General features: G+C 61.1%; 9 protein-coding genes. All 9 read left to right on the top strand.

Annotated elements, in window-relative coordinates; translation table 11 throughout:
• Positions 1-124: 124 nt before the first annotated feature.
• On the top strand, positions 125-2,002 hold the full coding sequence (locus VLJ37_12495; GenBank protein ID HSA60490.1) for a 2-oxoacid:acceptor oxidoreductase subunit alpha: 1,878 nt from the start codon (positions 125-127) through the stop codon (positions 2,000-2,002).
• Positions 1,969-2,994: a 2-oxoacid:ferredoxin oxidoreductase subunit beta gene (locus VLJ37_12490; GenBank protein ID HSA60489.1), complete on the top strand. Its 1,026-nt coding sequence runs from the start codon at positions 1,969-1,971 to the stop codon at positions 2,992-2,994. Before VLJ37_12495 ends, VLJ37_12490 begins: the two co-directional genes overlap by 34 nt.
• A gap of 153 nt (positions 2,995-3,147) precedes the next feature.
• Entirely contained in the window at positions 3,148-3,549 is a 402-nt protein-coding gene (locus VLJ37_12485; GenBank protein ID HSA60488.1) for a c-type cytochrome, read from the top strand.
• Between the two features lie 103 nt (positions 3,550-3,652).
• Positions 3,653-4,216 carry a cytochrome c3 family protein gene (locus VLJ37_12480; protein HSA60487.1) on the top strand — a complete coding sequence of 188 codons (564 nt, stop codon included), beginning with the start codon at positions 3,653-3,655 and terminating at the stop codon, positions 4,214-4,216.
• Entirely contained in the window at positions 4,213-5,268 is a 1,056-nt protein-coding gene (locus VLJ37_12475; GenBank protein ID HSA60486.1) for a 4Fe-4S dicluster domain-containing protein, read from the top strand. The genes VLJ37_12480 and VLJ37_12475 overlap by 4 nt, the downstream gene beginning before the upstream one ends.
• 12 nt (positions 5,269-5,280) lie before the next feature.
• Positions 5,281-7,863, top strand: a complete 2,583-nt coding sequence (nrfD, locus tag VLJ37_12470) for an NrfD/PsrC family molybdoenzyme membrane anchor subunit (GenBank protein ID HSA60485.1) — start codon at positions 5,281-5,283, stop codon at positions 7,861-7,863.
• A complete protein-coding gene (locus VLJ37_12465; GenBank protein ID HSA60484.1) occupies positions 7,851-8,558 on the top strand; it encodes a hypothetical protein in 708 nt (235 codons plus the stop codon). The genes nrfD and VLJ37_12465 overlap by 13 nt, the downstream gene beginning before the upstream one ends.
• A gap of 119 nt (positions 8,559-8,677) precedes the next feature.
• Complete coding sequence (locus tag VLJ37_12460) at positions 8,678-11,884, top strand: hypothetical protein (protein HSA60483.1); 3,207 nt, start codon at positions 8,678-8,680, stop codon at positions 11,882-11,884.
• An 80-nt stretch (positions 11,885-11,964) separates the two neighbouring features.
• Complete coding sequence (locus tag VLJ37_12455; GenBank protein HSA60482.1) at positions 11,965-14,937, top strand: cytochrome c3 family protein; 2,973 nt, start codon at positions 11,965-11,967, stop codon at positions 14,935-14,937.
• Positions 14,938-14,940: the final 3 nt, after the last annotated feature.

The raw sequence follows: 14,940 nt of genomic DNA, 5'->3' as shown, positions 1-14,940 counted from the left end.
CGGCCGCCGGCCGGATGACGAAGATCACCCGGCGAGCCAGCGCAGATCATAGGGGCGCGGAGCGCCGCGTCATACACCATTCCGCGTCCAAGAGGAGAAATAGTCTCCCGGAGGGGAGCCTGGCATGAAAAAAGAGGTCGAGGAACTGCAGGACGTCGTCATCCGGTTTGCGGGGGATTCGGGCGACGGGATGCAGCTGACGGGTTCGCAATTCACCAGCACCACGGCGGTCTTGGGCAACGATATCGCGACTCTTCCGGATTACCCCTCGGAGATCCGGGCCCCCGCGGGCAGTCTCGCCGGAGTTTCCGCCTTTCAGATCAATTTTTCCTCCCGCGACGTCCGGACGCCGGGCGACTCCCCCAACGTGCTCGTGGCGATGAATCCCGCCGCCCTCAAGACCAACCTCAAGGACGTGGCGGAGGGGGGGATTCTCATCATCAACGAGGACGCCTTCAACGAGCAGAACCTTGCGAAGGCCGGTTACGCCTCCAATCCCCTCGAAGACGCGAGCCTCTCGCGCTACCTCGTCTACAGGATCCCGATCACGACGCTGACGGTGAGCGCGCTCAAGGATTGCGGGATTTCCAAGAAGGAGATGGATCGTTGCCGTAATTTCTACGCCTTGGGGCTCATGTTTTGGCTGTATCAGCGCCCGATGGACGTGACGGTCGGATGGATCCACGAGAAATTCGGCAAGAAGCCGGCGATTGCCCTTGCCAACGAAACGGCCCTGAAGGCCGGCTACAGTTACGGCGAGACCGCCGACGTCATCAAGAAGCACTACCGGGTCGCGCCGGCAAAGATCGCCCCCGGGCTCTACCGCAACATCACCGGCAACGAGGCGGCGGCCCTGGGATTCGTCGCGGCGTCAAAGTTGGCCGGGACCCCGCTCTTTTACGGGAGCTATCCGATCACGCCCGCCTCCGACATCCTTCACGAACTCTCCCGGCATAAGAACTTCGGTGTCCTGACGCTCCAGGCGGAGGACGAGATCGCGGCGATCGGGGCGGCGATCGGGGCGTCCTTTGCGGGCCTTCTGGGTTTGACCGGAACGAGCGGACCCGGGCTATCGCTCAAGGCGGAGGCAATCGGGCTCGCGGTCATGACCGAGCTCCCGCTCGTGATCGTGGACGTCCAACGGGGCGGACCGTCGACGGGTCTTCCCACCAAGACGGAACAATCGGACCTCATGCAGGCGATGTTCGGCCGGCATTCCGAATGCCCGTTGGCCGTCATCGCTCCGGCCACGTCGGGGGATTGCTTCCACATGGCGATCGAGGCCTTCCGCATCGCGGTCAAGTTCATGACGCCGGTCATCTATCTTTCGGACAGCTACCTCGGGAACGGCACGGAACCCTGGCGGATCCCTGAACTCGAGACGCTTCCCCGGATCGAGGTCAGGCATCCGACCGACCCGGCGACCTTTTTCCCCTATTCGCGGGACGAAAAGACCCTTTCGCGGCCGTGGGCGATTCCGGGGACTCCGGGGCTTGAGCACCGGATCGGGGGCCTGGAAAAACAGAATATCCAGGGGACCGTCAGCTACGACCCGGCGAACCACGAATTCATGATGAAACTCAGGGCGGAGAAGATCGCCCGCATCGCCGAGGACATCCCCGCGCAGGAGATTTTCGGAGACCCGGAGGGCGAGATCCTCGTCGTCGGCTGGGGAGGGACCTACGGCGCGATCACCTCCGCCGTGGAGAAGATGCGCAAGAAGGGGCTCTCCGTCTCCAGCATCCACATCCGTTATCTGAATCCGTTTCCGAAAAATTTGGGAGACATCCTCTCTCGGTTCGGGACGGTCATCGTTCCGGAATTGAATCTCGGCCAGCTCTCGCGCCTGCTGAAGGCGGAGTACCTGGTGGACGCCGTCAGCCTGCCGAAGGTTCAGGGACAGCCATTCAAGATCCGCGACATCGTCGAGGGGATCCAGAAAATCATGGACGACAAGGAGACTTCATCGTGGAAGGCAAGGCAGAAAGCGCGCCGAAGCTGACGCGGAAGGATTTCGTTTCCAGCCAGGAGGTCCGGTGGTGCCCCGGCTGCGGCGATTACGCGATCCTCGCCCAGGTCCAGAAGGTGATGGCGGATCTCGGTTTCCGGCGCGAAAATTACGTGATCGTTTCGGGGATCGGCTGTTCCTCCCGGATGCCGTACTACGTGAACGCATTCGGGTTCCACACGATCCACGGACGCGCGCCGGCGATCGCCACCGGTGTCAAGGTCGCCAACCCGGATCTGAGCGTCTGGGTGGTGACCGGGGACGGCGACGCCCTTTCGATCGGAGGGAATCATTCCCTCCACGCCCTGCGCAAGAACGCGGATTTGAAGATCCTCCTGTTCAACAACCGCATCTACGGGCTGACGAAGGGGCAGTATTCCCCCACGTCCGAATTCGGAAAGAAGACGAAGTCGACGCCGTTCGGCTCCGTGGACTATCCGTTGAACCCGATCTCTTTCGCCGCCGGCGCAGGAGCGACCTTCATCGCCCGGACGCTCGCCAGCGACCCGGCCCACATGGGGATGGTCATCGAGCAGGCGGGGAGGCACCGCGGGAGCGCCTTCGTCGAAATTCTTCAGAATTGCGTGATCTTCAACGACGACGCGTACAAGGAGCTGTCCGACCGCCTGACGCGCCCCGACCACGTTCTCCAACTCGAGCAGGGGAAGCCCCTCCTCTTCGGCAGGGAAAGGAACCGGGGCATCCGGCTCCGCGAACTTTCACCCGAGGTAGTGACGCTGGGCGACGGCGCCGTCGAATCGGATCTCCTCGTCCATGACTCCCGCCGGCCGAATCTCAATTACACCTTTCTCCTCTCCGGAATGGATCCTCCGGAGTTTCCGACGCCGATCGGGATCTTCTATCAAAAGGAAAATCCGACGCTGGATCAGATGATCCACGCCCAGGTTACGAAGGCGAGGCAGGCTCTCGGAGAGGGCGATCTGATGAAGGTGCTGACCGCCGGGGAGACTTGGACCGTCAGCTGAATGGAAGTCCTTGAAATAATTTGGTATTGTGGAAAATCGCGATGATATGCAACATACGGATGGCTGATCTTCATCATTAACAGCCGACGAGAAAGGAGGATATTCAAGGTAGGAAATGTTCCTGGGTCTTTAACATTCATAAGGAGAGGAAAGATGAAAAAGAGCACCGTGGTCGTATCGCTGTTCGCACTGGTCTTGGCCTGCGCGCTGCTGCTGCCGGTTCGTTCCGGCATGGCGGCCGGCAACCCCGCCGGCAAGAAGCTCTTTCTCGATAACAAGTGCAACAAGTGCCATACGATAAAATCCGAAGGCATCGAGAAATTGCCGGCGTCCGGAGGGGATTCAGGCGAGGAGGCGGGCGAAGCGGCGGAAAAGGTCACGCCGCCCGACCTGTCAAAACTCGGGCCTGAATGCACCGACGTGGCTGTCCTGGAGAAGTTCCTCAAGAAGGAAGGGACAATCACTCGCGAGGGTAAAGACGTGAAACACAAGAAGGCGTTTACCGGTTCCCCTGAGGATTTGAAAACTCTGATTCAGTTCCTGCAGGGGAAGTAGAGTCTTGTCGCGGCGCGCCGCGCGGCCTCCAGGGTCGCGCGGCGCGAGCGACGGGACGGCGGTCTTGATCGTTTCGAACCGGTGACTCGATGGGAAAGGGTTCATGCGACGCGCGTGTGCAAAACGATTCTGGATCGCAAGCTCCGCTGCCGCCATGTTCTTTTGCTTCGGGGCGTGGGGGAACGTCGCCGCCCATGCCGATGAGGGTTTGGACAAGGTCGACAAACGAACCACTCAGCTTGAAATGTATCCGTGTGACGAATGTCACTCCGCCCCTGAGGATTTCAACACCGAGAAGAGAACTCTGACCCAAGAGCATCTCAACATCAAGTCCATCCATCCCACGCAGCGCGTGGAGATGGATCCGACCTGGTGGTGCCATAACTGCCACAACCCGGGACAGTACAACCAGCTCAGGCTCTATACGGGCGAGACGATCGGATTCAATGAATCGCATCGATTGTGCGGACAGTGCCACGGCCCCCAATTGCGGGATTGGAAAGCCCATATCCACGGACGCCGGAGCGGACTTTGGAACGGAGAGGGGAAGATCGAGCTTTGCGTCCAGTGCCACAATTCCCACGATACCGCCTTCAAACCGATGAAGCCCCTGCCGCCGCCCCCGAAGCCGTCCTGGATGTCCCGAGGGGAAGGAGGCGCCCGATGAACCCATCGATCTCATCGGCCGATCGCGAGAAGTCGGCGAAAACATTGCGTGAATTGATCGGGCGTTTCTTCAAGAAACTGAGCCGGCCCGAACACGGGAATTCCGAAATCGTGAATCTCGAGAGGTCGAAAAAGAGGATCCATGCCTTGGTGGACCGCTTTTTCGGGAAACGGCTCTCGCGCCGGACGTTTCTCAAGGCGGCGGGCACGGTCGCCGGCGCCGCGGTCATCGCCTCTCCGAAGCCCGCCGAGGCCTTCTCGTTCGCCGAGTTCTTCCAGAAGCACTACAAGGAGCTGACCCCCGAGGACAAGGAACGCGTCTTCCGGCGGCTCGAAAAGGAGACGAAGGAGAAGCACGGCGTCGACGTCACGATTGCGGACCCGCAGCCGATCCCGGGCGTCGAATTCGCCTACTTTCTCAACCTCTCCAAGTGCAACGGGAACCGAAAGTGCGTCGAGGCTTGCGTGAAGGAAAACAACCAATCGCGCGACCCGGCTATTCAATACATCACGGTCTTGGAGATGGAGGCCGGGAGCTTCGATCTGAACAAATCCGACCGTTACTACAATCCGGATTTGGTTCCTCAAAAAGACAAATATTATCTTCCGGTCCAGTGTCATCAGTGCCGCAATCCGCCCTGCGTCAAGGCCTGCCCCGTGGAGGCGACTTGGAAGGAAGCGGACGGCATCGTCGTCATCGACTACAACTGGTGCATCGGTTGCCGCTACTGTCAGGCGGCCTGCCCTTACGAAGCACGGCATTTCAATTTCACCGAGCCGTCCATCCCGGCGGACGAGATCAACCCCAACCAGTCGTACCTGTCGAACCGCATTCGTCCCAAAGGGGTGATGGAGAAGTGCACGTTTTGCCTGCACCGCACGCGCGTCGGGAAATATCCGGCGTGCTTGGAGGCCTGCCCGACGGGTGCGAGAAAGTTCGGCAACCTCAAGGACCCGAACAGCGAGGTCCGGAACATCCTGAGCTCGAAACGCGTCTTTGTCCTGAAGGAGGAAGTGGGGACGGATCCTCAATTCTATTACTTCTTTGATTGATTGAGCGTGCCTATGAAAACGTATTTCCGGTTTTGGAAGGAGATGGTCGCGCAGGCCCTCAAGGGGAGTGCGCTCTATTGGATCTGGCTCGTTGTCTTGACGGCGATCGTCATCATGGGCGGCTTCGCCTACGCCGAACAGGTCAAGCACGGGTTGATCGTCTCCAATCTCTCCGACCAAGTCGCTTGGGGGGCCTATATCGCAAATTTCACCTACATCGTCGGGGTCGCGGCCTCGGCGATCCTGCTGATGATCCCCGCCTATTTTTACCGGATCGAACTGGTCAAGCAGATCACCATCATCGGGGAGCTTTTTGCGGTGTGCGCGGTGAGCATGGGCATGCTCTTCGTGGTCGTGGATATCGGCAGGCCCGACCGGTTCTGGCATCTCATGCCCGGGGTGGGACGCGTGAACTGGCCGATGTCGATCCTGTCGTGGGACGTCCTCCTGCTGTCCGGCTACTTGCTCCTGGCGCTCTATATTCCCTTTTATCTCCTCTACCAAAAATATATAAAGGAAGAACCCAGGGGCATGTTCTTCAAGCCTTTGATCTACCTTTCGATCTTTTGGGCCGCCATTCCGGTGACGGCCTTTCTCTTCAGCGGTCTGGGAAGCCGGCAGTATTGGAACTCGGCCGTCATGGCCCCTCGATTCTTGACCTCGTCGTTCATCGCCGGTCCCTCGCTCATGCTCCTCGTCCTCTACATCATTGAATGGCGGGATCTCTTCGAGGTCCCAAGGACGGTGATTCGTGTGCTCATACGCATCGTTGCGCTCGCCCTCATCCTCAACCTCTTTCTCTTTGCAAGCGAGGTCTTTAAGGAATTTTATACCGGGGCCCTGGAATCCGCCTCCGCCCGATACCTATTTTTTGGCTTGAAGGGAAAGCACATGCTCGTTCCTTATACGTGGCTGTCCATCGGGTTGAATCTGGTGGCGACCATTATCTTTGCGAGCCACAAGCTCAGCAGTCACGATCGCCTCATCCAGATCGCGTCCGTCTTCGCCGTCGTCGGCATTTGGATCGAAAAAGGCATGGGGATGGTGGTTCCCGGTTTCGTGCCGAGCCCCCTGGGCGATATCATCGAATACACCCCGTCCTGGGTGGAAGTCAGGGTCTGCGCCGGCATCTGGGCCTTTGGTTTTCTTTCCTTTACGCTCTTGATGAAGGCGGCTCTCCCCATCGAGAGGGGGGACGTGCACTACGGCAGGGCGATCAAGGAGCATCCGGCCAAGAGCGGGGGAGGAGGGGCGTCGGGCCTTACGAAACCGGTCGTCACGGCGCTGGTCTTGCTCGCGGCCCTGCTCGGTGCGGGAAGCACGGCCGAGGCGAAGACCCCCTTTCATATCAGCGGCTGGATCATGCAGGATTACCACTGGAAGACCACGGGGGCGTTCAGCGACCACCTGGCCGAGACCCTCGTCACCCTCAATTTCGGCGATCCGGTCATCAACCGATTTTCAGGCTCGATCCAGGGGGGCGTGATCGTCGATCTGAACAAGCAGGATTCCGGCAGTCCGTACCGCAGCATCTACGACACCTTCGGCAGCCACGCGATCGGCCGCTTCTATTACGGATACCTGGACGTCAACAAGGTCGGCCTCTTCAGCAACATCCGCGCCGGCCGGCAGCATCTCTATGAGTTGGAGGGGCTTCATTTCGACGGGCTTTCGGTGGAGACCAAGCCCTACGCGGGATTCGTCGTCTCCGCCTTCGGGGGCGTTCCGGTCCATTTGTATGAAAACCAGTTCGGCTTCGACCCCGGCGACTGGACGGCGGGAGGGGCCCTCCAGTGGACGCCGATCGCCCGCCTGCGGTTCCGGTTCAGCGGGGTTCACCTGAGGGACAAGGTCTCCGCGTTCCGGATCTTTCAGGGCAACCTCGATGATACCCTCTTCGGGGGCGCCGCCTGGCTCAACATCACGCCCAACTGGGAGTTGTACAGCCGTGTGACCGCTTTCACCGACCAGCTTCGCGACCTGGACTTCGGATCGTCGACCTCTTTCCCCAAGCAGGACTTGAAGCTGACGGTGACCGCCCACCGCCTCCTCGAGGCCTATGATTTTCGCGTGAACGAACTGGATCCCTTCTCGTTCGCCGGGACCTACCAGCCGTATACGGAGGCGATGGCCCAGATCTACAAGGGCTTCGGCAAGAAATTCGGCCTCGTCGTCGGCGGAGGGATGCGCCTCCTGGATCACAACCAGGTCGCCAGCGCGTTCAATCATGGTTTCGCGAAGGCCTACGGTTCGTTCACGACGCGGGGCTTCCTCGCCAAGGGCCTGTCGTCGACGCTCACGGCCGATTATTACCGCGGGCGTGACAATACGCTGAAAAACAACTATTTCGGGCTCTCATTTTCGGTTAACCAGGAATTCATGAAAAAGAGGTTGGTGGTCGGCGCGGGGACGGCCTTCTACTTGTACCGCTTCAATCTCTTCACGGGCGATGAATCCAGCGACGTGCGCACATATTTCGGAGAAATCGAGGGGCGCATCCGCAAGGATCTTAAGCTGAAGGCGGGTTACGAATTCGAGAAGAACAGGATCAACGGGTTTCACTCCGGGAGGGTTAGGCTCGTATGGGATTTCTGAAGACAAGACCGCTCCTCGGATTGCTGTTGCTGATGCCGTTGCTGATGGCGAACAAGCAATGCAACCGGGACATCACATGGGGGGACGTCTCGAAGGACCTCGTCGCCCCGTGGGCCGCGGATCATAAGGACATCGACGCGGACACGAAGTGCTCGGACTGCCACGATGGCCGCACCACCAAGACGAGGCCCAAGAGCCATGACGCCAACTGGACCAAGGAGCACGGGAGTTTCCTCTGGAAGAAGTACGGTTTCCGGAATCAGGGGGTTTGCTACCTCTGCCACCAGGAATCCCAGTGCGTGAAGTGCCACCAGCAGGAACCCCCTGAGAATCATAACGAATTTTGGAGGCTCAAGGGCCATGGCGGAATGGTGGGATTGGACCGGAGCCAGTGCGCCGTCTGTCACAAGGGGCCCGATTTTTGCGAGCGATGCCATTCCCGGACCGAGCCTCAGAGCCACACGGCGGGGTGGGGGAGCCCCACGAACGAGCATTGTCTGACGTGCCATTTCCCCGTAGAGTCCGTGGGGGCTCAGGCATGCAACGTGTGCCACCGGTCGACGCCGACGCATGAGAAGACTCCCAAGCGGCCGACCAACGCCCTGCACGGGCCGAGCGCCGATTGCCGGAGCTGCCACACCCCACTCCGGCATCCGGACAACGGAATGATGTGCACGGTCTGCCACACGCAATAGCGAGGGGGCTGGGTGTGCATGATCAAGATCATATTCAAGGGTGACGGATGGCATTGTTGATTTTGACGAGATGATAAACTGTATAAGTACACAGTTTTAGACACCCACGGGGAGGCTCTATGAAGATATCAAGAGTGACGTTAAGGTTCGGGATTGTCTTGGCTATTTGGGGAGCCCTCTCGATCCCGGCGCTCTCCGGACTGACGGTCCTTGGAGGGTGCGGGGGCGCGAAGACGGACGCGGGAGGGGGAGGCGGCGGCGGTGGAGGCGGCGGAGGCGGCGGCGAAACGGGCGTCGCCAACGCGGGTCCGGACCAGACAGTCCTCAACAAGACCTTGGTGACCCTCGACGGATCGGCGTCGACCGGCGTGACGTCCTACCAATGGATCCTTGAAAGCAAACCCAGCGGGTCCGCGGCGGCCCTTTCCGACGACACGACGGTCTCACCCAGCTTCACCCCCGATGTGGTCGGCGCCTACACGGCGAGGCTGACGATCAACGGCGATCCCGCCTTAAACGACGATGTGGTCATAAACGCGGTGAGCGTCTCCGCGAATTTCACCATCCCGGAGGGATCCTGCATCCGGGAGGAGACCCGTCTGGGAGAGACCTTGTACGTCGTCGACTTGGGGGCTTCTTGCGCCATGTTATCCGCCGCAACGAGCGAGGTCTCCGGCCTGACTTTGAAAGACATCCCGGCCACAACCTACCTGTGGGAACAGGTCTCCGGACCTCCCGTGACGATCGGGGATCCCTCATCGGCCGTGCTGAGCTTCACGGCCCCTCTCATGTCGGACCTCCAAAATCGGAGCGACAAGATGAAATGGCAGATCCTGCCCATCTCGCGCGACGACACCACGATGGTCTTCCGTTTGACGCTCGACGGCGTGCCAGCGGCGTCGGTCGCGATCGATGTCGAGGATGCGGGGGAATGGATTCATACCCAGAGCGGACTTCCGAACGCCCCGCTGGGTCAGAAGATCTATCTGTCGGGGGCGACGCAAATCTCCAATTCAATCAAGTACACGGGCTGGAAATGGACGTTGGACCTGACCGACGCCCCGGGCTCGGCGGCGGTCTTTACGGACAGCGGGTCGTTGACGTCGACGGCCCAGATGCCGAATTTCGTTCCTGACCTCCCGGGCGTGTATCGGGTCACCTACTGCCCGGTCAATACGGATTGTCCGACGCTGGATACGAGCAAAGTACCCCCGCTCGCCGGGACTGCCCTCGTCTATGCGAAGACCCCACCCACCCTGGGTTCGTATAAGAACACGGACGCCGTCATCCCAGTGACCTACACGCCGGGGACCATCGTCATCAACGTCGGCACGTATGCCGGCGTCGGCACGATCACGGGCGGGACGCCCTTGAGGCCCGAGTGCGGGGAATGCCACGGGACGACCGACAAGTCTGGCAAGGGCTACGGAGACCTCGTCGGGGAGTGGGACGGCACGAGGCACGCCCATATCTTCGAACTCAGTCTGCCGGGCTATGACGGACTCGTCCCGGACGTTCAGTATCATACGGTCGGATTCAACCTGGATGCGGACAACGACGGCTTTGATGACCTGATGGCCGCCGAGGGATTCGCCTTCCCGGCCGGCGGAGGCTTGAGCTACGCGGATTTCGTCGGGAGTCATCCGTCCGTCGCCAAGCTCGCGAACGTTCAGTGTGAAAACTGTCACGGTCCGGGGAGCCGGCACTTCAGCGGCGATCCCGTCGGGATCGGCCGATCCGAAGACGCGGGAACCTGCGGCCAGTGTCACCATCAAGAGGATCAGTGGAACGTCTCGAAGCACAACGAAACGAGCGGACACGTCAACTACGACTGGCCGGTCGAAAAGGCCTGCTCCAAGTGCCACACCACCGAGGGCTTCCTGACCTATCTCGAAAACGGCGGCGTCGACAACCTGCCCGCCGCCATCGCGGCCGGCGGGGATATCTCGTTGACCGCGTCGACGCACAACAAGGCGTATCCATCGGTGACGTGTTTGGCCTGCCACGATCCCCACGATGCGACCAATGACGACCACCTCCGCGTGGAGGGCGAGATCACCTTCATGAAGCCGGCGATGATCGCCGGAGCCGTGGCGGACGGCCAGGGAGGGGCGTTGTTCGTGGACGGCGCCAAGGAGACCGTCAACGCCGGAAAGGCCGCCATCTGTTTCGAATGCCACGTCGGGAGCCGGGAGTATCTCGAGAGCCGGTGTATCGAAGACTACACCGGTGACTTCGGTCAGACGTGCGATACCTGGGATAAGACGGCGACGAACTACGTGGGCAACGGCTTCCACGATGTGGCACAGGCCGGCATCCTTCAAGGGAAGCTGGGCTTTACGGATGTCGACGCGGACGGCACCGAGGATATCGTGGTCGATGCAACGACGAACTCTTATCACTCCGGAGACCTCTTCATAAAACCCGGAGAAACCCAGAGCAACAAGTGCGTCACCTGCCACATGGCCGAGACCCCCGAGGAGACCGAAGAGGGATCCGGACTGGTCGGCGGCCATGCCTTCCACATGACACCGACGACGAGCGCGCCGGAATTGCAGGAAATCCAGAACGTCAAGAACGCCTGCCAGCCCTGCCACGGGCCGAAGCTGACGAGTTACAATCGCCTGGCCCGCGGGGACTACGACGGCGATGGCGTTCAGGAGGGGATCCAGGACGAGGAGAAGGGGTTGCTGATCAACCTCACCGGCATCATTCAGTTCGCCAGCGTGAACGGCGCGGTCAATGCCGTCGTTCCGAACTACACGGATACATTTTCCCTCGGTGCCTGTAAGGTGGATGCGGATTGCGGAACGTCGGTCACTGGCGTGACAGGGATCTGCGATGGAGTGACAAAAAAATGTACGACGGCGTATGTAAGAACAGGCACTTACGCCAAGTGGGACGGAACCATCAATGTCTCAAGCGTCGGATACCTAGGCGCCACGGATGCGATGCCCAAGGGCGGCAAGGACTGCGATGCCGCCGGAGCTTACGGTCTGATCACCAAGCCGATCTTCATCGATACCACCAGCAAGGCCAATCTGGGTTACCGCACCTGCAACTTCCTCCAGGCGCCGAACTGGCTCAAGCGGGCGATCTGGAATCACAACATGATCGTCATCGGCGAGAGCTTGGGGATCCACAACGCTGGTTATGAGCTCCGGATGCTCCAGGGGACCTACGCCTTCATCGCGAAGAAGGCGGGCGTGCACTTGAAGACACCCGGCAACACGGCGACTGGACTTGCCCCCGAATTTGAAGCAAAGGTCTGGGGATCGACCGTACCGACCTACCAGACCGACTTCCCGCTGGCGACGCTCAGATAGCGGCGTGAGTAGGCCGGACGGTTGCGGATGTAATAGGGGGGCCCGTCTCTCGATGGAGCGGGCCCCGAAGTGGGGGGCATGTGACGGGCGTACCGCGATTCCTCTTTTCTTGCTTCGTAGCGGCCTCCCTGTTTGGCGCCTGGCTGCCCGGTGTTGTTGCAGGTCTAGCCGCAGGCGGTTGCGCCACGGAGACCGCGGGCACGGTCGTGGCGAACGCCGGTGCCGATCGGACGGTGCTTCTGAACGCCCCGGTGACGCTGGATGGTTCGGCGAGTACCGGAGTCACGTCCGCCACGTGGACCCTGATCTCCGCGCCTGCAGGATCGACCGCGTCCCTATCCGATGCCAAGACCCTTGAGCCCGTTTTCACCCCCGATGTGGGGGGCGACTACGCCGTTGAGCTTTCGATCAATAACGGCGCCGCGACCGACTCGGTCACGATCACCGCGACCAGCTCCCTTGTCTCGATCACCGTGCCGGAGGGTTCGACGATCACCACGCGGGAGCGCTTCGGGGTCACGGAATACGTCGTCGACCTGGGGGCCTCGGGGGCCACGCTTTCCGGGGCGACGAGCGTCATCGCGGGCGCGGGCGACTTGACGTACAAGTGGGAGCAGGTATCCGGTCCGGGAGCGACGGTCGTGGGATCGACGACGGGTGAGACGTTGGAATTCGTCGCGCCCCAACTCGGCGATTTCCTGAACGCCACGGACCGATACAAATGGCAGCCCCTTCGCGTCTCTCGAAACGATACGAAGATGATCTTCAAGCTGACGATCACGGACGCGAACGGAGTCGCGGGCGCCGGGACCATCGAGGTCTTCGTGCGGGACGCCGGCAAGGAGATCCATACGACGAGCGGGTTGTCGAACGTTGGAATCGGAACCACGGTCTATCTCTCCGGTCCCACCCTCAATGCGGCCGGCGCGAGCGCATCGGATCCCACCAGGCACGAGGGGAGCGCGATCACGGACTGGAGTTGGTCGTTGGACCTGAGTCAGGCGCCGGGATCGGGCGCGACCTTTGCGGATACCGGCACGACCGCTTCGAACGCACAGACCCCGAGCTTCGTCCCCGACGTGCCCGGCATCTACTTTGTCCATTTTGACAGCACGACGGGAAATGCGGGTTCCACGGCGATCAAGACGGTCAAGGTGCCGGGCACCCTCGTGATCAACGCGGCCGACTATGTCGGAGTCGGAACGATCTCGGAGGATTCGCCTCAGGCCACTCAGTGCGCCTCGTGTCATGACGGAACCGATCGATCCGCCCCGGAATTTTTCGGAGACATGGTCGCGGGCTGGAGCGGCACCAAGCACTCCCACGTCTTTCAGGATGCGATGGATCTCTACTCGTGGCTCGCTCCCGAGCCGTATCTCTGGCCCTTTCACACGGTCGGTTACAACAAGGACGACGCTGCCTTTGGGTTTGACGATCTCGCGCGGGATTTCGTCGACCCGCTGACGGGCCGCATCGGGTTTGAATTTCCGGCCGACGGCCTGACCTGGGACGCCTTTGTTCAGAATTTCCCCTCGGTGGCGAGGCTCTCGAATGTCCAGTGCGAGAACTGTCATGGGCCGGGCAGCGAACACCAAGGCGATCCGCTCCGGATCTCCTTCTCCTTTTCCCAGTACGGCGTCTGCGGCCAGTGCCATATCCAAGAAGAGCAGTGGCAGAACTCCCTACATAACACGGCTGGCGTGGAGCACGGGAGCGGCAGCTATCAGTCCTCCTGGCCGGGGACGGCGACCAGCTCGGGATGCACCCGCTGCCACACCGCCAAGGGATTCGACAATTTTCTCAGCGATGGATTCGCCGGATTGAAGCCCGTGACGGATGATCCGGGGGTCTTTCCCGGCGTCACGTGCGTCGCCTGCCACGATCCCCACGATGCCACCAATCCTTTTCAGCTCCGCCTTTACGGCGATGTGACGATGGCGATCGACGGGTCGACGGTGAACGCCGGAAAGGCGGCGGTCTGCTATGCCTGCCACGACGGCAACTACGCCAATCAGGCGAAGAATTGCGATGCGGACAACGACGGCGTCGCGGAAGCGATCTGCAGCACCGTGGATCAGACGGCGTCGCAGTATTGGAGGGGGGGCATGCACTATGTGCCGCAGGCCCCGATGCTGGAAGGGAAGCAGGCGATCGCCGATCTCGATGCGGACGGAACGCCGGATCTCGCGTTGACCGAAAACTCCTTCCATGCGGACCCATCCTTCACCTTGGCCGGTGTCGCCGCCGACCCGAACCTTCCGGCCGAGAACAACAAGTGCGTGACTTGCCATATGGCGCAGGGCCCCTCGCCCGATGAGGAGGGGTACCAGCACCTGGGAGGCCATGCGCTCAAGCTCCGGACCGGTCATGGGCTCGGGCATTTGCACGGCGTGCCGGAAGACGAGGTCTCCGTGGGAGGCACGACGGAGGCCGCCGGGACAGTGGAGCTTCTGAGCGCATGCCAGGTCTGCCACGGCGATGGCCTCACCGAATTCAACCTCGAGGCGCAGGACGACTATGACGGGGACGGCGCGGTGGAGGGGATCCAGGACGAGGTCAAAGGACTCCTCCTGAATCTCTCCAATCTGATCAAGGCGGCCGACACGGACAACGTCAATCAGGCGGCGACTCCTCTGAACGCCTCCGCCGGAACGACGGAGGGCGGGGGCGGCTTCATAACCGTCGGCGACATCGCCTGGGCGGGGAGCTGTTCGAGCTTCACGACGAGCGTCGCAAACGCCTGCGAACCGACCTCTCCCAAGCCCTACTCCTGCTTTAGCACGATGCCCGTTGGAAAGACCCGGGACGACTACCAGCAGTGTAATTTTGTCGAGGCGGATCCGGTGCTTCGCCGCGCCGTTTGGAACTACAACTCCGTGGTCCGAGACGGGAGCCTCGGCATTCACAACGCGGCCTATGCGATCCAGGTCCTCCAAGGGACGTATGCCGCGATCGAGTCCCTTCTGGGCATCGACAAAACGGGAGCGGCGCACGTCTGGGGTTCAACGCCGCCGACCTATCAGACCGATTTTCCCCAGGCGACGCTTCGGTAGCGG

This window comes from bacterium (assembly GCA_035454885.1).
In the GTDB taxonomy this organism is placed as follows: Bacteria; UBA10199; UBA10199; order JACPAL01.
Note: the sequence above shows the minus strand (reverse complement) of the source record. Positions and strands in the feature narration are given on the sequence as shown.